The organism is Allosphingosinicella sp. (genome assembly GCF_059502505.1).
Window position 1 is genome coordinate 1 of sequence record NZ_JCACEU010000016.1, and the last position, 23960, is coordinate 23960.

Annotated in this window: 22 protein-coding genes; 8 read left to right on the forward strand and 14 right to left on the reverse strand. The window is 66.3% G+C overall.

Annotated features, from left to right (window positions below; genetic code table 11):
• Positions 1–303: 303 nt before the first annotated feature.
• From AC5JBD_RS08270 to AC5JBD_RS08280, 3 genes are all read left to right on the forward strand, one after another.
• Positions 304–1509: a DUF2171 domain-containing protein gene (locus tag AC5JBD_RS08270; protein WP_495721320.1), complete on the forward strand. Its 1206-nt coding sequence runs from the start codon at positions 304–306 to the stop codon at positions 1507–1509.
• Between the two features lie 105 nt (positions 1510–1614).
• Entirely contained in the window at positions 1615–2607 is a 993-nt protein-coding gene (locus tag AC5JBD_RS08275; protein WP_495721321.1) for an NADP-dependent oxidoreductase, read from the forward strand.
• A gap of 6 nt (positions 2608–2613) precedes the next feature.
• On the forward strand, positions 2614–3027 hold the full coding sequence (locus AC5JBD_RS08280) for a VOC family protein (protein WP_495721322.1): 414 nt from the start codon (positions 2614–2616) through the stop codon (positions 3025–3027).
• Positions 3028–3030: 3 nt separating this feature from the next.
• Here AC5JBD_RS08280 and AC5JBD_RS08285 read toward each other — a convergent pair whose 3' ends face one another.
• The 3 genes from AC5JBD_RS08285 to AC5JBD_RS08295 all read right to left on the reverse strand — a co-directional run bounded on the left by AC5JBD_RS08285 (position 3031) and on the right by AC5JBD_RS08295 (position 6182).
• Entirely contained in the window at positions 3031–4410 is a 1380-nt protein-coding gene (locus tag AC5JBD_RS08285) for a UdgX family uracil-DNA binding protein (protein WP_495721323.1), read from the reverse strand.
• A gap of 6 nt (positions 4411–4416) precedes the next feature.
• Entirely contained in the window at positions 4417–5661 is a 1245-nt protein-coding gene (locus AC5JBD_RS08290) for a putative DNA modification/repair radical SAM protein (RefSeq protein ID WP_495721324.1), read from the reverse strand.
• A 65-nt stretch (positions 5662–5726) separates the two neighbouring features.
• Positions 5727–6182, reverse strand: coding sequence for a hypothetical protein (locus AC5JBD_RS08295; protein ID WP_495721325.1), 456 nt, complete (start codon positions 6180–6182; stop codon positions 5727–5729).
• Between the two features lie 122 nt (positions 6183–6304).
• Here AC5JBD_RS08295 and AC5JBD_RS08300 point away from each other — a divergent pair, with 122 nt between their 5' ends.
• Positions 6305–7231 (forward strand): hypothetical protein, encoded by a 927-nt coding sequence (locus tag AC5JBD_RS08300; RefSeq protein WP_495721326.1) that lies wholly within the window; start codon positions 6305–6307, stop codon positions 7229–7231.
• A gap of 258 nt (positions 7232–7489) precedes the next feature.
• On the opposite strand, the gene AC5JBD_RS08305 is transcribed toward AC5JBD_RS08300, so the two are convergent.
• Positions 7490–8356 carry an energy transducer TonB gene (locus AC5JBD_RS08305; RefSeq protein WP_495721327.1) on the reverse strand — a complete coding sequence of 289 codons (867 nt, stop codon included), beginning with the start codon at positions 8354–8356 and terminating at the stop codon, positions 7490–7492.
• Between the two features lie 220 nt (positions 8357–8576).
• Between AC5JBD_RS08305 and AC5JBD_RS08310 the strand changes: the two genes are divergently transcribed.
• Positions 8577–9044, forward strand: a complete 468-nt coding sequence (locus tag AC5JBD_RS08310) for a nuclear transport factor 2 family protein (protein WP_495721328.1) — start codon at positions 8577–8579, stop codon at positions 9042–9044.
• Between the two features lie 76 nt (positions 9045–9120).
• On the opposite strand, the gene AC5JBD_RS08315 is transcribed toward AC5JBD_RS08310, so the two are convergent.
• The 4 genes from AC5JBD_RS08315 to AC5JBD_RS08330 all read right to left on the reverse strand — a co-directional run bounded on the left by AC5JBD_RS08315 (position 9121) and on the right by AC5JBD_RS08330 (position 14734).
• The gene (locus AC5JBD_RS08315) at positions 9121–11031 is read right to left on the reverse strand and encodes an ATP-binding protein (RefSeq protein WP_495721329.1); all 1911 of its coding nucleotides are present in this window, start codon (positions 11029–11031) and stop codon (positions 9121–9123) included.
• A gap of 125 nt (positions 11032–11156) precedes the next feature.
• Entirely contained in the window at positions 11157–12632 is a 1476-nt protein-coding gene (locus AC5JBD_RS08320; protein WP_495721984.1) for an ATPase domain-containing protein, read from the reverse strand.
• A gap of 199 nt (positions 12633–12831) precedes the next feature.
• Positions 12832–14250 (reverse strand): peptide MFS transporter, encoded by a 1419-nt coding sequence (locus AC5JBD_RS08325; RefSeq protein WP_495721330.1) that lies wholly within the window; start codon positions 14248–14250, stop codon positions 12832–12834.
• A gap of 265 nt (positions 14251–14515) precedes the next feature.
• Positions 14516–14734 (reverse strand): dodecin, encoded by a 219-nt coding sequence (locus tag AC5JBD_RS08330; protein WP_495721331.1) that lies wholly within the window; start codon positions 14732–14734, stop codon positions 14516–14518.
• A gap of 136 nt (positions 14735–14870) precedes the next feature.
• Between AC5JBD_RS08330 and AC5JBD_RS08335 the strand changes: the two genes are divergently transcribed.
• Complete coding sequence (locus tag AC5JBD_RS08335; RefSeq protein ID WP_495721332.1) at positions 14871–16616, forward strand: DUF885 domain-containing protein; 1746 nt, start codon at positions 14871–14873, stop codon at positions 16614–16616.
• 17 nt (positions 16617–16633) lie between these two features.
• On the opposite strand, the gene AC5JBD_RS08340 is transcribed toward AC5JBD_RS08335, so the two are convergent.
• The 4 genes from AC5JBD_RS08340 to AC5JBD_RS08355 form a co-directional block, all read right to left on the reverse strand.
• A complete protein-coding gene (locus tag AC5JBD_RS08340) occupies positions 16634–17059 on the reverse strand; it encodes a hypothetical protein (RefSeq protein ID WP_495721333.1) in 426 nt (141 codons plus the stop codon).
• A 64-nt stretch (positions 17060–17123) separates the two neighbouring features.
• Positions 17124–17597, reverse strand: coding sequence for a hypothetical protein (locus AC5JBD_RS08345; RefSeq protein WP_495721334.1), 474 nt, complete (start codon positions 17595–17597; stop codon positions 17124–17126).
• Between the two features lie 4 nt (positions 17598–17601).
• Positions 17602–18177 (reverse strand): demethoxyubiquinone hydroxylase family protein, encoded by a 576-nt coding sequence (locus AC5JBD_RS08350; RefSeq protein ID WP_495721335.1) that lies wholly within the window; start codon positions 18175–18177, stop codon positions 17602–17604.
• Entirely contained in the window at positions 18141–18629 is a 489-nt protein-coding gene (locus AC5JBD_RS08355) for a disulfide bond formation protein B (RefSeq protein ID WP_495721336.1), read from the reverse strand. Before AC5JBD_RS08355 ends, AC5JBD_RS08350 begins: the two co-directional genes overlap by 37 nt.
• A 184-nt stretch (positions 18630–18813) precedes the next feature.
• Between AC5JBD_RS08355 and AC5JBD_RS08360 the strand changes: the two genes are divergently transcribed.
• Both AC5JBD_RS08360 and AC5JBD_RS08365 read left to right on the forward strand, forming a co-directional pair.
• A complete protein-coding gene (locus tag AC5JBD_RS08360; protein ID WP_495721337.1) occupies positions 18814–20736 on the forward strand; it encodes a hybrid sensor histidine kinase/response regulator in 1923 nt (640 codons plus the stop codon).
• Positions 20737–20797: 61 nt separating this feature from the next.
• Complete coding sequence (locus AC5JBD_RS08365) at positions 20798–21205, forward strand: hypothetical protein (RefSeq protein ID WP_495721338.1); 408 nt, start codon at positions 20798–20800, stop codon at positions 21203–21205.
• A gap of 126 nt (positions 21206–21331) precedes the next feature.
• Here the strand turns inward: AC5JBD_RS08365 and AC5JBD_RS08370 are convergent, their stop codons facing one another.
• Both AC5JBD_RS08370 and AC5JBD_RS08375 read right to left on the reverse strand, forming a co-directional pair.
• Positions 21332–22678, reverse strand: a complete 1347-nt coding sequence (locus AC5JBD_RS08370) for a S41 family peptidase (RefSeq protein ID WP_495721339.1) — start codon at positions 22676–22678, stop codon at positions 21332–21334.
• A 93-nt stretch (positions 22679–22771) separates the two neighbouring features.
• Positions 22772–23956: a murein hydrolase activator EnvC family protein gene (locus tag AC5JBD_RS08375; protein ID WP_495721340.1), complete on the reverse strand. Its 1185-nt coding sequence runs from the start codon at positions 23954–23956 to the stop codon at positions 22772–22774.
• Positions 23957–23960 lie beyond the last annotated feature (4 nt).

Consider the following 23960-nt stretch of genomic DNA (forward strand, 5'->3'; position numbering starts at 1 on the left):
CCCCTGACCTCTGCAGTGCGATTGCAGCGCTCTCCCATCTGAGCTACAGCCCCGCGCCGTTCGGGACCCGCTGCTTGCGCGCGGGAAAACTCGCGAAGGCGCCCCCAATAGCTGCGCCCTGCGTCTTGCGCAATCAGGCAAAATCGCCGTGACTGAGAGGCGCTTCGATCCGCCGTCATGTGGGCCCGGATCGGCTCTGGCGCCGGAACGACCGGCGCCTCTCCTTCGTTTCGGTTCGAGGTCGCATGTGTGGAAATCTCCGCGCCTTGTTCGCGGCCGGGACCAGTCAAAGGAGGATTTTTCATGGCCAATCAACGCGGCGGCAACCGCTGGGGCGGCGGCGACGAAGAGCGATGGCAGGGTAACCGCTATGAACGCGAAGGCGGCGGTTACGGCAACTGGGGCAGCAACCGGGATCGCGGTGACTGGGATCGCGGCCGGGAGCGCGGCATGGGCGGCGGCTGGGACCAAGGCCGTGGCGGTGAACGCGGCGGTGACGACGATCGCGGCTTCTTCGAGCGCGCAGGCGAGCAGGTCCGCTCCTGGCTGGGCAGCGATGACGATGACGGCGGACGGCGTGATCGCAACGTGAATTGGCAGAGCCGGCGCGGCTTCGAAGGCGGCGACCCGGTGCATTATCGGGAAGGCGGTCATCGCGGTGAGCGCTCCGGCGGCATGTTCGGCGGCGGCGATTGGGGCCGCGACCGTGACGACGACCGCTCGCGCGGCTCGAGCGGCGGCGGTTATGCGCGCGACTATCAGTCCTCCGGCGGCGGTGGCGGCGGCGGTGCCGATACCTGGGGCGGCTCGGGCTTCGGCGGTCCAGACGACAATGGCCGGCGCTTCGACCGCATCGATGCCGGCAGCACCGGCACGCAGGGCGCCCACCCGATGTCCGCTCCGGTCGGCGGCGCCTATACCGGCCAGGGCAGCGGCGGCATCGGACCCAGCGGCGGCTATGGCGGCAGCTCGGCTCGTTCGGCGGCGATCATGCGGCAAGCCGGACAGCACCAGGGCCAGGGCGGCGGTTCCGGTGGACAGAGCCCGCACGACAGGCACTATTCGGAATGGCGCCAGCGGCAGATCGACGATCTCGACCGCGACTATGACGAATATCGGCGTGAGCATCAGTCGAAGTTCGAGACCGAGTTCGGCGGCTGGCGGCAGAAGCGCCAGACCCAGCGCCAGCATATGGGCCGCGTCACCGAGCATATGGAAGTGATCGGCTCGGACGGGCAGCATATCGGCACTGTCGACGCGGTGAAGGGTGATCGCATCATCCTCACCAAGAATGACGAGGCTGCCGGCGGCCGCCACCATTCGATCCCGTGCAGCTGGATCGAGAATGTCGACGACAAGGTGATCGTCAACAAGAGCGCCGAGGAAGCCAGGCGCGCCTGGAAGGACGAGGAGAATAGCCGCGCCCTCTTCGAGCGCCAGGATCAGGGAAGCGAGGGGCCGCACATGCTGAACCGCAGCTTCTCGGGCACCTACGACGACAAGAAGTAAGCGACCCTCATCGGGTAATGAGGGCCCGGCGGAGACGATCCGCCGGGCCCTTTTGACTCCTCGCTCGCTTCCGGCGAAAGCGCTGGGGGACAAGAGGAGACGAAGATGAGCGGCACCCGCGCCTGGCACCTCGTATCGCGGCCGACCGGCCTTCCCGACATGGGCAATTTCGAGCTGAAGGCGCTCGAACTGCCGCCGCTGGAGGACGGCATGGTGCGCGTCCGGAACAGCTGGCTCTCGGTCGATCCGTACATGCGCGGCCGCATGAACGACGTGAAGAGCTATGTGCCGCCCTTCCAGCTGGGCGCGCCGCTGCAGGGTGGGGCGGTCGGCAGGGTGGTCGAATCGCGCTCGCCGGACCTGCAGGTGGGCGACACCGTCTTTCACATGCACGGCTGGCGGGAAGAGGCGGCCGGACCTGCCGCGCAGTTCACCAAGGTGCCGCCCATGGGCGTCGCGGACGAGCAGTGGCTCGGCAATCTCGGCCTCACCGGCGCGACCGCCTATTTCGGGCTGCTGCGCGTGGCCGGGGCCAGGGAGGGCGACGTCGTGTTCGTGTCGGCCGCGGCGGGCGCGGTCGGATCGGCGGTCGTGCAGATCGCCAAGGCCAAGGGCATGACGGTGATCGGATCGGCCGGCGGCGAAGAGAAATGCGCCTGGGTGCGCGAGCTCGGCGCGGATGCCGCGATCGACTATCGCGCCGGGCCGGTCGTGAAGTCGCTGATGGAGGCGGCGCCGAACGGCATCGACGTCTATTTCGACAATGTCGGCGGCGACCATCTCGACGCGGCCTTCGCCGCCGCGCGGCAGAATGCCCGCTTCGCCATCTGCGGGATGATCGAGGGCTATAACAAGGGCGAGCCCGCCGCCTTCCGCTACATCATGCGGGTCATCGCGGCCCGGATCATGATGAAGGGCTTCATCTACACCGACTATCTCGCCGAGATGGGCGACTTCTACCGCGACATGGGCGGCTGGGTCGCGGACGGGCAGGTGAAGAGCCGCGAGACGGTGCGCGAGGGCATCGAGGCGACGCCGCAGGCGTTCCTCGACCTGTTCAGCGGCGCCAATACCGGCAAGATGCTGGTCAAGCTCTGAGCCGCCATGCCGGCGATCGAAGGGCTGCTCGAGTCTGCGCTCTATGTCGATGACATGGAGCGCTCCGTCGCCTTCTTCCGCGAGGTGATGGGCCTCTCCACGATGATCGAGAGCGAGCGCCTGACCGCGTTCGACGCCGGGCGGCAGGGGGTGCTGCTGATCTTCAAGCGGGGGACTTCTATCCAAGACATGCCCGGGTCGGGCGGCGTGGTGCCGGGCCATGACGGGCAGGGGCCGCTGCACATGGCCTTCGCGATCGCGGAGGAAAGCTATGACGAGTGGCACCGGCATCTGGTCGGGGCCGGTGTGAAGATGCGCGGCGAGATGCGCTGGCCGCGGGGCGGGCGCAGCCTCTATTTCGAAGATCCCGACGGCCATGTGCTCGAGGTGGCGACGCCGGGGCTCTGGCCGAATTACTAGCTCTCAGACCAGCGCCTTGGCGCGTTCGCCGATGCGGTGGAGGTCTTCGACGAACCTGGCATATTCCTCCTCGCGATTGTCGCGGACGCGGAGGAGGAAGCTGGGGTGGACGGTGACCCAGGTCTCGCCGCCGTCGGGTGCCTGGTGGGGTCGGCCGCGCATTGCGCCGATCGTCACGACCTTGCCGAACAGCGAGCGGGCAGCGGTGGCGCCGAGCGCGACCGTGATCGGCGGGCGGATCAGCACGCGTTCCTGATCGATCCACCAGCGACAGGCGTCGATCTCCGGCCCGTTCGGCTTGGAATGGATGCGGCGCTTGCCGCGCTGCTCGAACTTGAAATGCTTCACCGCATTGGTGACGTAGGTGGCGGTGCGGTCGACGCCGGCCTCGCCTAGGGCGCGGTCCAGGAGCTGCCCGGCAGGACCGACGAAGGGCTTGCCGGCAAGATCCTCCTGGTCGCCGGGCTGCTCGCCAACGAACATGATGCGGGCGTCGAGCGGCCCCTCGCCGAACACGGTCTGGGTGCCGCATTTGTAGAGGTCGCAGCGAGTGCAGCCCATCGCTTCGGCGCGCACGGCTTCCCAGGCGACGCGCGCATTGCCGCCAATCTGCGTCCGTGAGGTTTCCACCATCCGCGCCTCTCGCGCCTGTGCGCCTGCGATCAGTTCACCGACCAACGCGGTCTCGGGCATGTTTTTCCAATATTTCTTCGGCATCTCCTTGGTCATCGCTTTGACCTTCACCCGGGCCGGATTGAAGATCGAGGCGTAGTAGGTCTTCCAAGTCTCTTCGATCGGGTCGCCGTCAGGAGCGTCGGCGCGGGTGGCGCCGGGGGAGAAGCTCAGCTCCTCTCCGTTCCAATGAACCGACAGCTCGGGCGTGAGGATCGACCAGTCCATGCTGTTGAAGCGGCGGACGAAGAAGCCGGCATTGCTGCGGACGATATGATGCTCGGGCTCGAACCAGGCGACGTAGCGGGTGCTGCCGTCCGCCTCGACCTCGCGGAAGCGGACGAAGGCGTGCATCTTGTGCATGTCGCGCCGCACTTCCTTGGCCATGCGCTCAAGCCGCTGGACGAGCGGGTCGGCGCGGTCCTCCATCGCCCGCGGCTGGGCGCGGAGACGGAGGAGCAGGGCGTAGAGCAGGGAGAAGCGCTCGGGGTCGCTGTGGCAGATGACGGAGCGGGCGAGCTCGACGAAGGGGCGGGGGACGGAGAAAGCGGGGCCGCCGCTTTCGAGCACGGCTTCGTCGCCGAACAGGTCCTGCGATCCTCCCCCGCTCCAGGTCACCTCGGCGGGCGAGACCCGGGCCAGCGCGAGCGAGCGCGCGGCTTCGCGCCAGCCGTCGAAATCTTCCTCATGCTCCAGCGTGACGACGCGCATCGCGGCTCAAGCGGCGAACAGCTCCAGCTGTTCCCTTTTCGGCTTCAGGCGCTGCTCGAGATCGGCGCGGTCGGTGAGCAGGGTGGGGCGCCAGCCTTCGGCGGTAATGAAGGGGCGAACCTTGGCAACGGAAACGGTGAGGCGGGCGACGTCGTCGAGGCTCAGCCTGCGCCAGCGGCGGGAGGTGAGGATGCGGTCGACCGCCTTCACGCCGAGGCCCGGGATGCGGAGAAGGAGCTCGCGGGGCGCGCGGTTGACGTCGAGGGGGAAGTGCTCGCGAAACTTGAGCGCCCAGGCAAGCTTCGGATCAATGTCGAGCGGGAGCATGCCGCTCGCGTCCGCGGCCTCCACCACCTCGGCCGGCTTGAACCCGTAGAAGCGCATCAGCCAGTCGGACTGGTAGAGCCGGTGCTCGCGCATCAGCGGCGGGCGCTGGAGCGGGAGGACGGCGCTGGCGTCAGGGATCGGCGAGAAGGCGGAATAATAGACGCGGCGCAGGGCGAAGCGGTCGTAGAGGCGGCTGGCGGTGGTGACGATCTCGCCGTCGCTGGCGCTGTCGGCGCCGACGATCATCTGCGTCGACTGGCCGGCGGGGGCGTAGGTGGGCGCGGACTTGAAGCGCTTCTTCGCGTCCTTGCCGTCCTCGATCGCCGACTTCATGCCCTTCATCGCGCCTTCGATGCGCGCACCGTCCTTTTCGGGGGCGAGGCGTTTGAGGCCGCGCTCCGTCGGCAGCTCAACATTGATCGAGACGCGGTCGGCATGGAGGCCGGCCTTGTGGATGAGCTCAGGATCGGCGTCGGGAATGGTCTTGAGATGGATATAGCCGCGGAAATCGTGGTCCTCGCGCAGGGAGCGGGCGACCTCTACGATCTGTTCCATCGTGTAGTCAGACGAGCGGATGATGCCGGATGAGAGGAACAGGCCCTCGATATAGTTGCGTTTGTAGAAGGCGAGGGTGAGCTGGACGACCTCCTCGGCGGTGAAGCGGGCGCGGCGGACGTTCGAGCTTTTGCGATTGATGCAATAATGGCAGTCGAAGATGCAGCTGTTGGTCAGCAGGATCTTGAGCAGCGAAATGCAGCGGCCGTCCGGCGCGTAGGCGTGGCAGATGCCCATGCCCTCGGTCGAGCCGATCCCCTTGCCGCCGGTGCTGTCGCGCTTGGCGGTGCCGGAGGAAGCGCAGCTCGCATCATATTTGGCGGCGTCGGCGAGGATCGCAAGCTTCTGGCGAGTGTCGAGCTGAGCCATGCGTTCTATCTATGTTCTTAATGCCACCTTGTCCAGCCAAGCGCTTCAAAAGTCACAAAGATCACCTAGGACGACGGAAACTTTCGTGGCTGCCTCGCCGCCGCCTCGCGGTGCAGCTGGCGGGCGAGCAATCTGGATAGCAGCCGGTTGTCGTGAACCAAATATTGGCCGACCTGGCGGCCGCGGTAGAAGACCGGCTTCACATAGCCGAACAGCGCCCGCTCCAGCGCTCGGTCGCCCTGATCGTCCTCGCCGAGCTCCTGGGCCTTCTGCCAGGCGGCGGCGAAGCTCTCCGCGCCGGGGCGGGCACGGAGGCGATAGGCGCTTTCCCGGCTCATGCCGACGCCGCGGGCCGCGGCCGCGGGGCAGCCGGACAAGGCGAGACGGTGGATGAAGCCTTGCTGCCGCTCCGGCGTCCAGCCGTCATGCCGCGCCTTAACGGGAACAGGCGTGAAGGCGAGCTCCGCCAGCGGCAGGCTGTCGAGGAGGTCGGCGAGTCGGGGCGGAAGCTTTGTGCTCATCCGCCAGCTTATGATAAAGGCGAACGGCTGTAGGAAAGCGATAATCGTCTGCTTTCGACTCGTTGCGGACATTTGGCCTTTCCGTCACAAGGTCCGAGAAAGCGTCGTCGATGGAGGGATCATTGCCACGTCTGGTTCTCGCCGCACTGCTTCTCACCGCACTGGAACACGCTCAACCGGCCAGTGCCCAGGAGCGCCCGGAGCGAACGGACGGTGAGCAGATCGTCGTCACCGGAAACCGCGACCTCAAGCGGGAAGTTCGCGACTTCGTTAGAGCTCTCACGCCGGCGCCGGTCCACGGTCAGCTCAGTCGTTTCGAATGGGACGTCTGTCCGACGGCCATCGGCACCTCCCCGGGCCAGAAGCAAAAGCTGGTCGCGCGCATGCGTCGTGTTGCCGACGCTGCGGGCATTCCGCTGGCGAGGGAGGACTGCAGTCCCAACATCTTGCTTGTCGTCACCGGGGACAAAACGGAATTTATCGAGGCACTCGGCCGGCGGCATCCCACGTTCCTTGGCGACATGACGCGTCGCGAGGTGCGCCGTCTGCTGCGCGAGCCGGGCCCGGCCGCGGCTTGGCAGGTGGACGGGCCTCCCCTCAATGCCGACGGGCAGCCGATCGGGGTCGCTAGAATGACTGTGGCAGACCAGCAGCCCGATGCCGATGGCAGCTTCTATATGAATGACACGTCGCGAGCCGCGTCGCGAATCAGCGCTGGTGCTCGCGGTCATTTCAAGGCGGCGGTGGTCGTCGTGGAAAGCAAAGCGCTGGAGGGGCTGACCACCACCCAATTGGCCGACTATGCTGCCATGCGCGCCTTCGCCAGGATGCAGCCCTCTCGTCTGCCGGCGGGCGGCCCATCGACCATCGTCAGGATACTCGAAGCGCCCATGGGGAGTTCAGTGCCGTTGACCTTGACCCCCACTGACTTCGGTTTCCTGCGCGGTCTGTATGCCAGCACCAGGAATGTCTATGCCGGCGCTCAGCGCGCCGAAGTTCGGCAGGCCGTCCAAACGGAACTTCAGCGATCGGGCGAGACCCAGAAATAGGGGCCGTTGGTCTCCTTCTCTTTTGAAGACGGCCAGTGCTCGAATGTCCGCTTCCCACCCATTGCGGACATTCGCACTGCACTCGAACGCGTAGGTGGTCCGACTGCGAAAAGGCTGTGAAGCTGAGCCCGCCATCGACCTGACTGAACGCCAAGCCGGTTGCGACAGTTCGGGCACGACGCATAACTGCAGGCCTGATCCGAAAAAGACGCAACTGATCCGATGACGGCTCGCAAAGACGCCCCCATCACAAACCTCCTAGCCAGATACCTGCCAACGTACCTTCTGGACGAAGAAGGACCGAACCGGCTTTCCCGCGGCATCTAGCGCCGGGTCGAGCTTCGCGCGTCGAGAGACTGCGCGGCAGGTGGTGTCCGCGAACACGTCCGGGTTCGTCCGTGCAAGCACATGACAGCCGGAGATCCTTCCGTCCGGTTCGACATCGAGGCGAAACTGCACGACCCCGTTCTGTCCCATGGTGACGGCGCCCGATGGGTAGTCGTCGGACCTTAGCCAATTACCGGGCGAGTTTGCCGGCCGCACCGGACGCGCGAGCGCCGCCTGCACGGCTGGATCGTAGCCCCAGCTTTTCAGAAGGTCGGCCTGGCACGCGCGGAGCTGCGCCATCGGCTTGGCCAGCGAGCCGAATTCCAGCCGGAACGGCTTCTTCCTTTCGATCTTCACCGTCACGCCCGATACGGCGGCTTCCTGCTCGGGAGACAGCGGCGGCCCGACCTCCCCGGGCGTCGCACTCTCCCAGCCATCCAGCCGCGTCGATCCGACCAGCATCATCGGCAGATCGCCGGCCTCGCCGTTCACGGCTTCCGCTTCGACGGGGGGCCTCCCCAACCCGAAATCAACCTTCACGCGGCTCCTCGGCTCGCGGTTCGAAACCCTGCGGCCATAGAGGTCGAGATCGAACGCATCGCCGAGCTCGTAGCGGGTGAGGCGCATGATAGTTACGTCCTTGCCGGTCCCGAACTGCGCGATCAGGCGGCACGCGTCGCGATCATAATCCACTACCCAGTTGCCTGTCCGCGTCAGCGTCTCCGGCTTGCTCTCCTTGGCGAAACCAGCCGCCGGCATCGCCGCGATCGTCGCCCCGATGATCAGCACTTTCAGCACCTAAGCCTCACTTCCCATGCGCGCACGTTGGTAATCGCCCGAACACAGCTCGGCAACGCTCGGGCATGAGCGCCGTTTTCCGTCCCGAGATCGGGCGCGCTCACCTCTCTGAAGCAAAAGGGCGGGGTCACGCGAGCGTCTGTCCGGCACCCGCTTTCGACCCATTGCAGACGTTGCCGCTTCGGTGCTCGCAGGGCAGTATCGGCCGTGGAGGTGCCGGATGAGAGCAGCCTGGTTGTGCGTCCCAATCGCCCTCGCTGGAGGCTGTGCAACACTCGAGACGCCTTTGCCAGCACGGCGAGCAAGCGTCCTTGTCGTCGATGAGCAGCAGCGTTCCATGGTGGCGTCTTCCGATGTGCTGGGCCTGGAGCGCCTCGCTCACCCCGGCCTTCGCATCAATGCTCCCGGGGGCCGAGTGCTGACGCGAGAGCGATTCCTCGGGAACATGCGCTCCGGTCTCATCGCTGCCGAAGCCTTCGAACGAACCGCCGAGGACGTAAGCATCAACGAGGACATCGCGGTCATAATGGGCCGGGAGACATTCAATCCCGTAGCAACCAGTGAGCTGGGCAGGACCTACGGCGCTCGGGCACTCCAGCGCCGATACACCAACGTTTACGTCTGGCAAGGCGGGCGATGGCTGTGGCTGGCGCGCCACGCGAACGTTGTTCCGCCCCACGCTCAGTAGGTCCACTTTCCACCCATTGTGGACGTTCGGCCGCAAGCTCCGCCGTCTAAGGAAGGTTCGACAATCGGCTTCTGTTCTATGGGCGCTTCAGCATCACGACGTTCGAGCGAGGCTCGATCGCCTGCGCGATGGCGATTGCCAGATCGGCCTGTCGGAACGGTTTTGCCAGACGGCGAAGATCCGGGGTGATCTCGTCACCGCCGGCATAGCCGGTGATCAGGAGGAGCGGCAGGTCGGGCTGTCGCCCGCGAACCCGTGCGGCGAATTGGGCACCATCCATGCGGGGCATCATGTAATCGGTGACGATCAGCTCCGGCTCAAGCCCGGCAGCGAGCTTCGCAAGCGCTTCCTCGCCGCCGCCCGCTGTAACAACGTCGTGGCCGAGGTCCCTCAGCATCTCCGCCGTCGCCTCCCGGACAAGCTCCTCGTCGTCAACGAGTAGGATGGACAGCGTCCTCGAGCTGCGCAGAGGTTCGGTGGCTCCGGCAAGGGGCCGGAACGAGGCGCCTGCGCGGGCGGCACTTCTGAGCCACAGGTCCGCGCGTGTGCCCTCGCCGGGGCTGCTCGAGAGGGTGAATGCGCCGCCGAGCTGACCGGCAAGACCATGCACCATCGAGAGGCCGAGGCCGGTGCCGCGGCCCACATCCTTGGTGGAGTAAAAAGGCTCGATGGCGCGCGCCAGCGTGACCGCGTCCATGCCACAGCCTGTGTCGATTACCGAGACACGCACATAGAGCCCCGGCGCGAGCTTCGGCCCATCATTCGGCCCGAGCGAGACGGCCTCCACAGAAAGCGTCAGCACCCCGCCATCCGGCATTGCGTCGCGGGCGTTCACGCACAGGTTGAGGATTGCAAGCTCGAGCTGGTTCGGATCCGCCACCGCCATCGGCAATCCGGGCTCGCAACGCAGACGCAGCTCGATCTTGGAGCCGATCGAGCTCATAATCAGGTCACGCATGCCCTCGATCAATTCGCTGGAGTCGATCGGCCCGGTCTGAAGCGCCTGCCGTCTGGCAAAGCCGAGCAACCTCTGCACCAAGGTCCGAGCACGCTCCGCCGATTGCAGCGCGCCATCGATCAGCCGGGTGGCGCGCGCATCCTCACCGTCCTGCCGGCGCCGAAGGAAGTCCAAGACACCGGTGATCGGGGTGAGGAGATTGTTGAAGTCGTGGGCAACGCCTCCAGTCAGCTGGCCAAGTGTCTCGAGCTTCTGCGCCTCGTGCAACTGCGCCAGCGCGGCTTCGCGTTCGCTGATCGCATCGGCGACCCTGCCTTCAAGCGACTCATTGAGATCTCGAAGCGCTATCTCCGCCCGCTTGCGTGCGGTCTGATCGCGGAACAGCACCGCCACCTCATTGCGGCTCTCCGGCTCCACGCGAAACGCCGCAAGCTCGAGATGCCGGCCGGTCGCGACCAGCTCGCGTTCGAAGCGTATCGGCTCGCCGGTAAGCAGCACCTGGCGGTAGAGTGCCACCCATTCGCCGGCTTCATCGGGCACCATGTCCCGCACCCGCTGGCCAACGACATTCTCGATGCCGGCGTGCCGTGCATATGCGGGATTGGCTTCGATATGGACGTAGTCGCTAAGCGGCCCATTCGGCCCATCGAGGAACTTGATGACGCAAAAGCCCTCATCGATTGACTCGAACAAGGTGCGATAGCGGGTTTCGCTTTCGTTCAGCGCCGCCAGCCGGCCGCGCGCTTCATATTGACGACGTCTGCCGCGGAGCGCCGATTTTGCCAAGCTGACGAGCGTTGTTGGATGAAATGGTCGTTCAAGGAAGGTGACGTTGCCGAGCACCTCGAGATGCCGGACGGCCGACGGGTTTCGCTCAAGACCGCCGCCGCTTCTGGTCAGCAAGATGAATGGTAGGTCTGACCATTCCTCCTGGTCCTGCAGCCACGTGGACAGTGGGTGCAGATCGGCGGTGGCCAGCGCTTCTTCGGTGACGACGACGAAGGCTGCGCCCTCATCCAGCGACTCCACCAACGCCGGTAGTGAGGGGCAGCTCCAAGCGTCGAAGCCTGCCTCCCGCAGCATACCGCAGGCGATCTCAGCGTCACGTCCGCGGGGCGCGACGACCAGACCGCGTTCGGAGACCGTCGTTCGCTTCACGCCTCGGGCTCGAGCAACTTCGCTTCACTGCCGACAAGGGTCGGCACGCCTCTGAGTACGCCTTGGAACGCGGTCAGAGGCTCACCCAATGTGATGCCACGCCCGTCGATCCGATACTCCCGGATCGTGTCTTCATGAGGGCCCGTCCGCTTCTTCACAACGGAGACCGCCCGTCTCACTCTCCCCAGCGCCTCGAAATAACGCAGCAGCACTACAGTATCGGCGAGATAGGTCAGGTCGACGGGGGACTTCATCTCGCCAACCAGGCCATGTTGGGCCACGGTCAGGAAGGTGGTTGCGCCCTGGCGGTTCAGATATTGCAGCAACTCGTGCATGTGGAGGATGAGGGCGTGCTCGCCTGGCATGGCTGCCTGGTAGCCGTTCATGCTGTCGATCACGACCGTGCGGGCGCCATGTTTCTCGACGCAAATCCGAACCCGCTCAGAAAACTCGCCGGGCGTAAGTTCAGCGGCGTCGATCTGCTCGAGCACAAGATCGCCGCTGTCGACCATCGCCTGTAGGTCGATACCCAGCCCCTTGGCGCGCTGGAGCAGCAAGCCCTGCTCCTCGTCGAACAGGAACATCGCCGAACGCTCGCCCCGCTGAAGGGCACTGACGATAAACGTCAGGGTCAGAACCGACTTGCCGGTGCCGGCTGGCCCAAGGATGAGCACACTTGACCCTCGCTCAATCCCGCCGCCCAGCAAGGCGTTGAGCTCAGCAGAACCCGACGCGAGCACATCCCTGGCGAACGGGTTCCTGTGCTCGGCCGAGACGAGACGCGGAAAGACGCGCACCCCGCCTGTTTCGATCGCGAAGTCGTGGAAGCCGCCTCTGAAGCGCCGTCCGCGATATTTGACGACGCGAAGCCTGCGCCGCTCCGCGCCATAATCAGGCGCCAGCTCCTCGAGCCGCACGACCCCATGCGCGACGCTGTGCACGGTCTTGTCGTGATCGTCCGTCGTCATGTCATCGAGCATCATCACCGTCGTCTGCTGGCGCGCGAAATAATGTTTCAGCGCGAGTATCTGCCGGCGGTAGCGAAGGGAGCTCTGGGCGAGCAGCCTGATCTCGGACAGGCTGTCGAGCACGACTCGATCAGGTTTCACCCGCTCGAATGCCTCGAAGATTCGCTTGGTCGTCTCGCCGAGTTCGAGATCTGAAGAATATAAGAGGCTCTGCTGCTGATCCTCGTCGAGGAGGCTCTCGGGGGGAACCAGCTCGAAAATCTCTACGCCGTCGAGCGACCAGCCGTGTGAGCGGGCGCTGTCCCTGAGTTCGTCCTCTGTCTCTGACAGCGTGATATAAAGCACCCGTTCTCCGGCTGCCGCGCCAGTGACCAGGAATTGGAGGGCGACAGTGGTTTTGCCTGTGCCGGGGCTTCCCTCGAAGAGGAACACCCGACCTCTCGCCAATCCGCCTACCAATACATTGTCGAGCCCGACAATGCCCGTTTCAGCGTCGTCTTTCATCGTATCAGTCACAGGCGGATCCCCAATGCGCGACCAGATTATCGGCTTGGCCGAGCCAGTTAGCAGAGGTGTAGGCGCGAGGAAACTGGACTAGATCTGGACCTATGGCCGAGAGCCAAAAGGAGAGGAGCGCCGCGTCAATTTCGAGCGGGTAAGCGTCCGCTTTCCACCCTTAGCGAACCCTTGAGGCATCAATCGCCTAGGCTGGGCGGCTGGAGAGGGCGTCGGCTTCGAGTTGTTCGCGCTCTTCCGGGCTGGAGGCAGACATGCGTTTGCCGAGGAGGAGCTTGAACAGCAGGAAGGCGACGCCGCCCACCGCGGAGAAGCCGGCGTGCATCAGCCAGAATGTCGTCGTGGGCATGGTCGCGTACCAGCCGCCGACCCAGCCGACGATCGAATTGCCGGCGAAGAAGGCGAGATAATAAAGGCCGATCACGGTGGCGTTGACCGCGCGGGGGGCGACCTTGGCGAAGAGGGCGAGGCTGACGGGGAGCAGGTGGGCGAAGCCGATCGAGTTCACGACGTGGAACAGGACCGGCCAGAACAGGCCGATCTTGCCGCCTTCGGGCTGGGTGGCGGCGGCCATGAACAGGCAGAGCATGCCGCCGACCGAGAAGAGCGAGCCGATGATGATCTTGGTGAGCTCGTCCGGCTCGCGCCAGTGCTTGCCGTACCAGCGGTAGAAGAGCGCGACGCCGGCGAGGAAGCTGACGCTGACGATCGCGTCCAGGGTTACCAGCCAAGTCGTGGGCAGCTTCTCGCCGCGGAAGACGAGGTCGAACTGCTGGTCACCCCAGGTGAGATAGGCGTTGAAGATCTGGTTGTTGGGCACGAGCGAGATCGCCATCACCGGGATCAGCAGGATGAGCGCGATCAAAGCCGGCCAGTCGCCGCGGGTGAGCGGTTCGCGGGCGACGCGGTTCTTGTGCTGCGGCTCGAAATGCTCGACCGGCAGATGCTTCTGGCCGGCGAGGTAGATGGCGAGCGAGATGAGCATGCCGACGCCCGCCGCGCCGAAGCCCCAATGCCAGCCGACGCCTTCGCCCAACGTGCCGACGATCAAAGGCGCGGCGATGACGCCGGCGTTGATGCCGAGATAGAAGATCTGGAAGGCGTCGGCGCGGCGGAGGTCTTCCGGCTTGTAGAGAGCGCCGACCTGGCTCGCGATATTGCCCTTGAGGCAGCCGCTGCCGATGATCAGGCAGAGCAAGGCGAACAGGAAGGTGAGCTCGAACGCCATCAGGAAATGGCCGAGCGCCATCACGATCGCGCCGATGAGGACGGTGCGCCGCTTGCCGAGCAGGCGGTCGGCGATGAGGCCGCCGAAGATCGGCGTCAGATAGACCGAAGCGAAATAGGTGCCGACGATGGCGGAGGCGAGCGGCTGGCCGTCGAGGCCGCCATAGAGGCTGCGGAAGCTGCTGAAGAAGGCGACGTTGTCGACATTCTCCGGCAGCAGCAGATAGTTGACCAGGTAGAGGACGAGCAGCGCCTGCATGCCGTAATAGGAGAAGCGCTCCCACGCCTCGGTGAAGGCGAGGTAGCCGAGGCCCTTGGGGTGGCCGAGAAAGGCGCGGTCGCTGCGGTCGAGCTCCGGCGTCGGTTCTGTCAGGGTCATGAGCGCGCCTCCTTCGCGGGGCGCAGCCTAGCCGCAATCACAAGGGGCGCCAGAGGCTTTCGACGGCCGGTCGGGGACAAAGGAGCGGCCGGGACAGCCCCCCAGCTGTCCCGGCCGCAGTGCCCGCAGGGGATTGCCAGCCCGGCGGTGTGGCTTCCTTTTGGCCCAGGTGCGGGTGGCCGGCGACGCGCTGGCGGCAGGCACGACGGATTGCGCGTCGAATTGGTCCGGGTGCGACGAAAGCCGCGCGCGACGCGACGAAGATTCAGTCGCGGCTGTCGCGCAGGGTGAAGCCGATGCGGAGCGTTACCTGATAGTGGCCGAGCTTGCCGTTCTCGACATGGCCGCGGGTGCTGACGACCTCGAACCAGCCGATATCCTGGACCGTCCTGGCGGCGCGGGTGATGGCGCCTTCGATCGCGTCCTCGATGCTGGTGGGCGAGCTGCCGACCACCTCGATGATCTTGTAGACATGGTCGCTCATGATCCCGCTCCTCTCGTTTGACGAGTGGCGAACGGAGCAGGGGCGGTTTCGTTTCCCTTCGAGGCTTGTGCGGCCTCGGGCGGTGGTGTCTTCTGGTCCCGAGATCCCGGCATTCGCCGGGATGACGGAGGATTGAATGCGCAAGATCGTCGTTGCACTGTTGCTTGTGTCGGCCGCTCCGGCTGCGGCGGCGCCGGCGGACGATTTCCGGCGGCTGATGGACGAACATTATGCCTGGCTGCTGCGCGAGAATCCGGTGCAGGCGACGGCGCTCGGCGTACGCGACCATGACAGCAGGATCAACGATCTGAGCGCCGCGGCGCGCGACCGGCAGGCGGCGGAGGCACAGGCATTCCTGACGCGGATCGACGCCATTCCGGCGGCCCAGCTGAGCGCAGCCGACCGCACCAATCATGCGATCCTGAAGCGCTCGCTGGAGGAGACGGTGGAGGCGAACCGCTATCAGCAGCGGACGATGCTCTTCACGACCTATTATGGCTGGCACCAGGGGTTCGCCGGCATGGCGGGCAATCTGCCGTTCCGGACCAAGGTGGATTATGAGAGCTACCTCGCCCGCATCGCCCAATATCCGCGGCTGAACGATGCGGCGCTCGACATCACCGCGGAGGCGGTGCGCGGCGGCTTCGTGCTGCCCTGCTCGGTGCTCGGCAATTACGAGAAGAGCATCGCCGGCGTGATCGCCGAGGATCCGACCAGGTCCCGTTTCTACGAGCCGTTCGCCGGTGCCCGGCCGGGCGATGTGAGCGAGGCGGAATGGGCGCGGATGCAGGCGCGTGCGCGGGAGGTGATCACGACGGTGCTCAACCCCGCCTACGCCAAACACCGGGACTTCTATCGCACCAGCTACGCGCCGAAGTGCGCCAAGAGCGACAGCATCTCGGCGCAGCGGGGCGGGCGAGAATATTATGCCTTTCGGGTCCGGCAGGAGACGACCACCGATCTGACGCCGGACCAGATCCACCGGATCGGTCTCGACGAGGCGAAGCGTATCCGGGCGGAGATGGAGGCGGTCGCCAAGGAGGCGGGCTTTGCCACCCGCGAGGCCTTCATCCAGGACCTGCGCACCAACCCGAGATATTATGCGAAGACGCCGGAGGCGCTGCTCGAGGCGTCGGCGATGGTCGCCAAGACGATCGACGGCAGGATGCCGGGTCTCTTCAAGACGCTGCCGCGGCTGCCCTACGGCCTTCGTGCGATCCCGGCCGAGACTGCCGAGGGGACGACGACGGCCTATTACAATAGCGGATCGCCGGAGAGCGGCATCGCCGGCACTTATTATGTGAACACGTCGAAGCTCGACCAGCGGCCGCTCTGGGAAATACCGGCGCTGAGCCTGCACGAGGCGGTCCCCGGCCACCATCATCAGATCGCGCTCCAGCAGGAGCTCGATTTGCCGCCGTTCCGGCGCAACTTCACGAGCTTCACCGCCTTTACCGAGGGCTGGGGCCTCTATGCGGAGAGCCTGGGGCGCGAGATGGGGCTCTACGACACGCCTGCGAAGCGGATGGGGCAGCTCTCATACCAGATGTGGCGGGCGGCGCGGCTGGTGGTCGATACCGGCATCCATGCCAAGGGCTGGGACAAGGCGCGCGCCGTCGCCTTCATGAAGGAGAATAGTGCGCTCAGCGACGCCAACATCGATGCGGAAGTGAACCGCTACATCAGCTGGCCGGGGCAGGCGCTGGGCTACATGATCGGCAATATCCGCATCCGCGAGCTCCGATCCAAGGCCGAGAAAGCGCTCGGCCCGCGGTTCGACCTGCGCCGCTTCCACGATGCGGTGCTGCTGCAGGGCTCAGTGCCGCTCGACGTGCTCGAGCGGCAGGTCGAGGAGTGGATCGAGAAGGAGCGGAGCTCCTGATTTCTACCGCGACGATATCAAAGATCGGGTTCGTCGACGGCGGCCGGTTCATCTGAGTCGATGCCGACGCGGCTGCGGTTGATCTGTTGCTGGAGGCAGCCGGTATGGCCGCCGGGGCCGACCGCCGAGCAGCTGTCGGTGCCGGTGTCGGTCGCCTCGCGGATCTCCTGCTGGCGCTGGAGAGCGCTTCGCCGGTCGGCGGGATTGGGCGCCTGGGTCTCCGGCGGCAGACGATAGCGCTCACTCTCCGGGCGGCGGGCGCAGACGACGATCTCGTCGCCTCTCTCGGCAGGGCAGGGGTCGTTGCCGTAGACGATGACGTTGCGCACCTGCTGGCGCTGATCCTCGACCGACTGACTGTCCACCAACTGCGCGGCGGCGGGAATTGCGCTCAGTGCGCTTGCTGCGAGCGCTGCTGCCCCACAGAGAAAACGAATCTTCATTGCCGGTTCTCCGACTGAAACAAGTGTCGGAAATCAAGCGGACGAGCGGCCGGATTGGTTCCGCTCAGCGCGGGTTGATCTCGGCTTCGATCGCCTCGGCTTCCGCGTCGATGCGGCCCAGGCGCTCCTGGCGCGCCTCCTCGATCAGGCGGTTCCAGTTCAGCTCGTCGCGACCGGCGCGCTCGGCGGTGGCCTGCGAGACGAGCTGGTTGAAGCAGCCGATCATGCCGCCGGGGCCGGTGGTCGAGCAGCTGCCGATGCCGCTGCGGCCGACATAGCTGAGCTCGATCGCGCGATTGTACCAGCTGTTGCTCTCCGGGTCGTCGCGGGTGCGGAGGTTTTCCGGGATGCGGTAGCGGTCGCTTTCGGGAAGCTTGGCGCAGACGTTGATCTGCTCGTCGGTGCTCGCCGGGCAGGTCTCCTCGCCGTAGAGGATGACCTGGTTGATCTTCACATCCTCGGGCAGGGCCGCTTGCTGTGCGGCAGCGGGGCCGGACAGGGCAAGCAGCGCGCCGGCAGCCAAGAGTGCAGTTCTCATTCGGTCAGATCCTTTTCGAAAGCGCGATGGCGGCTCGGCAGCCGGCGCGGATGAAGGCGGAGAGGATGGGGTAGCCGAAGGCGTTCTCGGCGCCGTGCTGGAGGGCGAGGTCGCGATGCTCCAGCTCCTCGGCCTGGAATTCGGCGATGGTGGCGCCGAGGTCCGGCTCGTCGTCGCCGAGGATGCGGCGCTGTTCCTCATAATGCTTGTCGATCTCGGTCTCGACCGCGGCGGTGCATGCCATGGCGGCGTCGGGGCCGATGAGGGCGGTGACGGCGCCGAGCGCATGACCGGCGACGTTCCAGAAGGGCTGGAGGACGGTCGGACGGACGCCGCGCTCGATCATCATCCGGTCGAATTCGGTGAGGTGGCGCTTCTCCTGGAAGGCCATGCGGGCGATCGTCCGCGAGGTGGGGTGGCGGTCGCCGAGCACGGCGAGCTGGCCAGCATAGATGCGGGTGGCGCCATATTCGCCGGCCTGGTCGACGCGGACCATCGAGGCGATGTCGGGCCGGTCGTCGCCGGGGCGCCAGCGCGACGCCGTCATGCCGCTGCCCGCGGGCGCCTGAGGCTCAGCCATAGGATCACCAATGAAGCTCCGATCGAGATGATGGCGTTCCAGCCGGCCATGGAGATGCCGAGGAACTCGAACTGCACCTGATCGCATCTAACGAGCGGCGTCGCCATGATATCCTTGAGGAGATCGGCGCCGGTGCGACCCGAGGACATGGTGGAGCATTGCGTCAGCCCTTCGAAGATCCCCGCCTCGACGCCGGCATGGTAGACGCCGATCGCGCCGCTGGTGAGGATCGCGAGCGCCGCCAGCCAGACGAAGCTGCGGCCGCGGTCGGCGGTGCGGCGCATGGCGAAGGCGACGAGGGCAAGCGCAACGGCGGCATAATGCGGCCAGCGCTGCCAGTGGCACATCTCGCATGGATAGAGGCCGCCAAAATATTGGGAGCCGAGTGCTCCCGCCAGCAAAGCCGCAGGAACGAGTAGCGAAAGCAGCCGTGCCTTTTCGAGACTTGTCACGCCTGCATCCACTCCCGCCGCCCGCTGCTCGTCCTAGCTATCCGCCGACAAAGCTGCAAACTTGCTGAACGGCCCGGCTGTCGGGTAGCCGTCATAACTTGCGCTCGTCGTCACACGGTTTAAGGGCTGGAGCGGGCGGTGGGACGGTTGCGGGGCTAACCCCGGGCGGTGCATTGGGATTTTGATGGCCGATCAGTCCTCGTTAGACGTCCACACCCTCGACCCGCGCTTTCAGCTGCTGGTCGGCTCCGTCACGGACTATGCCATCTACATGCTGGATCCCGACGGTCACATCATGACCTGGAATCCGGGCGCGCGCCGCTTCAAGGGCTATGAGGCCGAGGAGATTATCGGCCGCCATTTCTCGACCTTCTTCACCGAGGAGGACCGCGCGGCGGAACTGCCGAGGCGGATCCTGGAAACCGCCAGCGGCGAGGGGAAGTTCGAGGCCGAAGGCTGGCGGGTGCGCAAGGATGGCGAGCGTTTCCTGGCGCATGTCGTCGTCGATCCGATTCGCGACGAGGCCGGCAAGCTGCTCGGCTTTGCCAAGATCACCAAGGACGTCACCGAGCGCCGGCTGTCCGAGCGGGCGCTGTTCGAGAGCGAGCAGCGCTTCCGGATGCTCGTCCAGGGCGTGCGCGACTATGCCATCTACATGCTGGACCCGGAGGGGCGGGTTTCCAACTGGAATGCCGGCGCGGAAGCGATCAAGGGCTATTCGCAGGACGAGATCGTCGGCCAGCATTTCTCCCGCTTCTACACCGAGGAGGACCGTGACGCGGGGGAGCCACAGCGGGCGCTCGACACGGCGCTGCGCGAGGGACGCTACGAACGCGAGGCCTGGCGGATGCGCAAGGACGGATCGCGCTTCTGGGCGAGCGTGGTCATCGATCCGATCTACGACCAGAGCGGCGCGTTCGTCGGCTTCGGCAAGGTCACCCGCGACATTACGGAGCGGAAGCGCGCGCAGGAGCAGCTCGACGAGGCGCGCGAAGCCCTGTTCCAGGCGCAGAAGCTGCAGGCCCTGGGTGAGCTGACGGGCGGGATCGCGCATGACTTCAACAATCTGATGACGGTGATCCGCGGGTCGGCCGAGCTGCTCCAGCGCGCCGACCTGTCCGACGAGAAGCGCACCAAATATCTGGAGGCGATCGTCCAGACAGTGGATCGCGCCTCGACGCTTACCAGCCACCTTCTTGCATTCAGCCGGCGCCAGGCGATCAAGCCCGAGGTGATCGATATCAATGTGAGGCTCGATGCCCTGGCGGAGGTGCTGGCCCGGACGCTCGGCAGCAGCATCGAGGTGAAGCTCGATCTGGCGCCGGCGCTTTCGCATGTGGAGGTCGATCCGGCGCAGCTCGAGACGGCCCTGCTCAACGCCGCCTTCAATGCGCGCGATGCAATGGCCGAGGGCGGGCGCCTGACCCTCTCGACACTCAACGTCAGTGAAGAAGGGGGCGAGTTCGTCTGCATCGGCATCGCCGACACGGGCGAAGGCATGTCAGCCGACATCCTGGCGCGCGTTTTCGAGCCCTTCTTCACGACCAAAGAGATCGGGAAGGGGACGGGCCTCGGCCTCTCGCAGATTCACGGCTTCGCAGCGCAGGCGGGCGGGCGCGCGGAAATCGCCTCGACGGCCGGCGAGGGGACGACGGTTCGCCTCTTCCTGCCGCGTTCCGACAAGCCGTTGGCGGCGACCCAAAAGCAGCCCCTGTCCCCGACGCAGATCGAACGCATTCGCGTGCTGCTGGTCGAGGACAATGATGCGGTGCGGGCCTTTGCCGAGCAGTTGCTGGAGGACATGCATTGCCCAACCGTCAGCGCGGCCTCTGGCGAGGAGGCGCTGACGCTGTTCGACGCGGATGAGATCGACCTCGTCTTTTCCGACGTGGTGATGCCGGGGCTGAGTGGTCTCGACCTTGCCCGCCAGCTCCGGGCGCTTCGGCCGGAGCTGCCCGTGGTGCTGGCGAGCGGCTACAGCGAGGAAATCATCCACGGCGCGACCGCCGAGTTCCAGGTCCTGCGCAAACCCTATGGCGCGCGGGAGCTTCGTGCTGCGATGGAAGCCGCCTTACGCGAGCGCGGGGAGACCGAGCGCGACGGCTGAAGCGCCGGGACGTGCATCCGCTGCGCCGATCGGCTAGGAACCGCCTTCAGGGGAGAAGAATGTGCGGTTCTTGATCGGGTTCATGGCGATCGGCTGCCTGGCCGCTTGCGGCGGCGGCTCTGAGGATGCCTCGCAAAAGACCGCGGCGCCGCCGGGCATGGCGTCGGAAATTACCGTCGAGCTGCCGCCTCCCGCCGAGCCGACCAAGGTGGAAGTGGCGAGCGCAGGCGGTCAGGCGGACAGCTATCGGCTCGCGCCGCCCGAGCCGGACAGCGTCATCGCCGCCTGGGCCGGCGTGCTTCGAAAGAATGGCTTCCCCTGCGACCGCATCGCCTCCGCGCGCCAGCTGCAGGGCGAGGATGGCCGGAAGATGGGCGTCTACCGGATCGAGTGCGCGTCCGGCGGCACCTACCAGGGCAGGCGGCGCGACGGACGGGTGCGCTTCAGGCGCTGGACCGGGCAGCTCTAGCGGAGCTGAGGATTACCCCTGTGTCATGCCGGACTTGATCCGGCATCCACTTACACCCTTGAATTGGCTGCCAAGAAGGTGGACCCCGGATCTGGTCCGGGGTGACGACCTGAGAGCGTCCGAGCCCTAGCGCCTTCCGGCCGGCTTGGGCGATCCCGGTGCGGCCGCGGCCTGCTGCACCTTGCCCAGACGGGAAATCGTCTGGAGGGCATAGTGGAGCTGATAGTCCTCAATGCCCTTCTTCTTGAGCTCGTCGGCAGTCGCAGCGAAGCGCGGATCGGGCTTGGCGTCGTCCTGCACCGCCTCGTCCTCCAGCTTCACCTCGTTGATCAGGTGGCGGCGAAGATCGCTCTCGCGGAAGCGCGGCCGATCCTTGTAATCGGGGTCGGAGAGCTGCGGCACCACGATGTCCGGCGTGATGCCGCCTTCCTGCACCGAGCGGCCGGACGGCGTGAAATAACGCGCCGTGGTGAGGCGAAGCGCCGTCTGCTGGGTGAGCGGGAGCAGGGTCTGGACCGAGCCCTTGCCGAAGCTACGTTCGCCCATGACGATCGCGCGGTGATGCTCCTGGAGCGCGGCGGCAACGATCTCGGCCGCCGAGGCACTGCCCGCATCGACCAGCACGATCACCGGCAGGCCCTCGGCGCGATCGCCGGGACGGGCATAATAACGCTCGATGTCGCCCTTCTTGCGGCCGCGCTGCGAGACGACCTCGCCGCGCTCGAGGAAGACGTCGGACAGCCCGACCGCCTGGTCGAGCAGGCCGCCCGGGTTGGAGCGCAGGTCGAGAATGTAGCCGAGCGGCTTTCCGCCCAAGGACTTCTCGATCGCGGTCATCGCGGCGAGGGTCGCGTCGGTGGTCGTCTTGTTGAACGAATTGACGTTGATGATGCCGACCCGGTCCTTGATCTCCCACTTCACGGCCTTGAGCTCGATGATCGCGCGGGTGACGCGGACGTCGAACGGCTTGTCGCGGCCGACGCGGAGCACGGTGACGGAGACGGTGGAGCCCGGCGGGCCCTTCATCTGGTCGACCGCCTCGTCGAGCGTGCCGCCATAGACGAGCTTGCCGTCGATATGGGTGAGATAGTCGCCGGGCTTGATGCCGGCGCGGAAGGCGGGGGTATCCTCGGTGACGCTCATCACCTTGACCGTGCTGTCCTCCATCGTGACGCTGAGGCCGAGGCCGCCATATTCGCCATCGGTGGTGGTCATCAGCGACTTGAAGCCGCGCTCGTCCAGGTAGGAGGAGTGCGGATCCAGCGAGTTGAGCATGCCGTCGATGGCACCCCTGAGCAGCGTCTTGTCGTCGACCTGCTCGACATATTCCGACCGCACCCGCTCGAACACGCTCATGAACTGGTCGAGCTCACGATAGGTGTTGACGTCGACCGCGGCGAGCGCGGCGGTGGCGGCGGGGATGAGGGCGACCGCGCTGACGAGGCCGAGGGAGCGGAGGAGGTTGGTGGCCATGGCTGTCCTGCAGGAGGGAATCCGATGATGCTTACAGCATCTTTACCGCCGCGAAAAGGAACGCAGGGTTAACCGGAAGACTTGGCGGGACGATCAGCCAAGCAACGGCGCGATGGCCACGGGCCTGCCGTTGCGGCGGAGCTCAACGGAAATACCGGGGCGGCTAGAGCCGGCGCGGCCGATCGGCGCGCCCGCGACGATGCTGTCGCCGACCTTCACATTCGTGTCGGCGAGATTGGTGAGCAGCGACGTCCACCCGCCGCCATGGTCGATGATGACGATCGTGCCATAGGCGCGGAACGGGGCCGCATAGGCGATTCGGCCGCCGCCGGGGGAGGTGACCAGGGCGCCGGGGCGAGTCTCGAAGGTGAGGCCGCGTGCGTGCACGCCGCCTTCGGAAATCTCGCCGGTGCCGGTGACGAGGCGGCCCTCGACCGGCAGCCGGTAGCGCGGCGTCTCCTCGGCGGGCTCGGGCGGAGCGGCCTCGGTCACCGGTTGGTCGGGCATCGCCGGACGGGGCAGCGGGCCGGGCAGCGAAGCGAGACTGCGGCGGACGCGCGACTGGTAGGCGAGCGTGCCCATCAGCTGGGTGAGGTCGCGGGCCTCCTCGCCGAGCGCCAGGGCGCGATCCGATTCGAAGAGGGCGGTCTCGGTCAGATTTTGCGAGCGCAGCCGCTGCTGCGCTTCGAGGCGAGCAAGGGAGACGCGCTGCGTCTTGAGCTCGTCCTGGCTGCGCTCCAGCGCCGCGACGGCGAGGCCGGCCTGGCGGCGGAGCCGGTTGCCGACCTCGATCTCGGCGCGCACGTCAGCGGTTCGCTCCCGGATTACCGGCAGCGTCGAGGCGAGCAGCGAGCGGACGTGGACGACCTCATCCAGCGAGCCCGGCTGGACGAGGGCAAGGGCAGGGGGGCGGCGCGCCATCGTCTGCAGCGCCGCGGTGAGGCGAACCAACGGCCCCTGCCGCTCGGCGAGGCGGGCGCGCTGGCGGGCGCGGAGATTCTCGATGATGCGGATACGGGTCTCGGCTGCGGTGATCTGCGCCTCGGCCGCCTGGATGCGGGCGGCGACGGCGGCCGCGTCGGCACGGGTGCGCTCGAACTCCGTGCGCGCCTGACGGGCCTGGCGCTCGAGCACGGCCGAGCGCCGGGTCGCCTCCTCCGCCTCGCGCTTGGCGAGGACCAGGGCGGCCGCCTCGGTCGTGCCGCGCGTCTGCGCGACGGCAAGGCCCCCGGCGAGGGCGGCGGCGATGCAGGCGGGCAGGGCGAAGCGGCGGCTCACGATC

Excerpts from the sequence above, each read along its gene's own strand:
- AC5JBD_RS08270 (WP_495721320.1), top strand. The coding sequence starts at position 304 with ATGGCCAATCAACGCGGCGGCAACCGCTGGGGCGGCGGCGACGAAGAG.
- AC5JBD_RS08275 (WP_495721321.1), top strand. The coding sequence starts at position 1,615 with ATGAGCGGCACCCGCGCCTGGCACCTCGTATCGCGGCCGACCGGCCTT.
- AC5JBD_RS08280 (WP_495721322.1), top strand. The coding sequence starts at position 2,614 with ATGCCGGCGATCGAAGGGCTGCTCGAGTCTGCGCTCTATGTCGATGAC.
- AC5JBD_RS08285 (WP_495721323.1), bottom strand. The coding sequence starts at position 4,410 with ATGCGCGTCGTCACGCTGGAGCATGAGGAAGATTTCGACGGCTGGCGC.
- AC5JBD_RS08290 (WP_495721324.1), bottom strand. The coding sequence starts at position 5,661 with ATGGCTCAGCTCGACACTCGCCAGAAGCTTGCGATCCTCGCCGACGCC.
- AC5JBD_RS08295 (WP_495721325.1), bottom strand. The coding sequence starts at position 6,182 with ATGAGCACAAAGCTTCCGCCCCGACTCGCCGACCTCCTCGACAGCCTG.
- AC5JBD_RS08310 (WP_495721328.1), top strand. The coding sequence starts at position 8,577 with ATGAGAGCAGCCTGGTTGTGCGTCCCAATCGCCCTCGCTGGAGGCTGT.
- AC5JBD_RS08320 (WP_495721984.1), bottom strand. The coding sequence starts at position 12,632 with ATGAAAGACGACGCTGAAACGGGCATTGTCGGGCTCGACAATGTATTG.
- AC5JBD_RS08325 (WP_495721330.1), bottom strand. The coding sequence starts at position 14,250 with ATGACCCTGACAGAACCGACGCCGGAGCTCGACCGCAGCGACCGCGCC.
- AC5JBD_RS08330 (WP_495721331.1), bottom strand. The coding sequence starts at position 14,734 with ATGAGCGACCATGTCTACAAGATCATCGAGGTGGTCGGCAGCTCGCCC.
- AC5JBD_RS08335 (WP_495721332.1), top strand. The coding sequence starts at position 14,871 with ATGCGCAAGATCGTCGTTGCACTGTTGCTTGTGTCGGCCGCTCCGGCT.
- AC5JBD_RS08340 (WP_495721333.1), bottom strand. The coding sequence starts at position 17,059 with ATGAAGATTCGTTTTCTCTGTGGGGCAGCAGCGCTCGCAGCAAGCGCA.
- AC5JBD_RS08345 (WP_495721334.1), bottom strand. The coding sequence starts at position 17,597 with ATGAGAACTGCACTCTTGGCTGCCGGCGCGCTGCTTGCCCTGTCCGGC.
- AC5JBD_RS08350 (WP_495721335.1), bottom strand. The coding sequence starts at position 18,177 with ATGGCTGAGCCTCAGGCGCCCGCGGGCAGCGGCATGACGGCGTCGCGC.
- AC5JBD_RS08360 (WP_495721337.1), top strand. The coding sequence starts at position 18,814 with ATGGCCGATCAGTCCTCGTTAGACGTCCACACCCTCGACCCGCGCTTT.
- AC5JBD_RS08370 (WP_495721339.1), bottom strand. The coding sequence starts at position 22,678 with ATGGCCACCAACCTCCTCCGCTCCCTCGGCCTCGTCAGCGCGGTCGCC.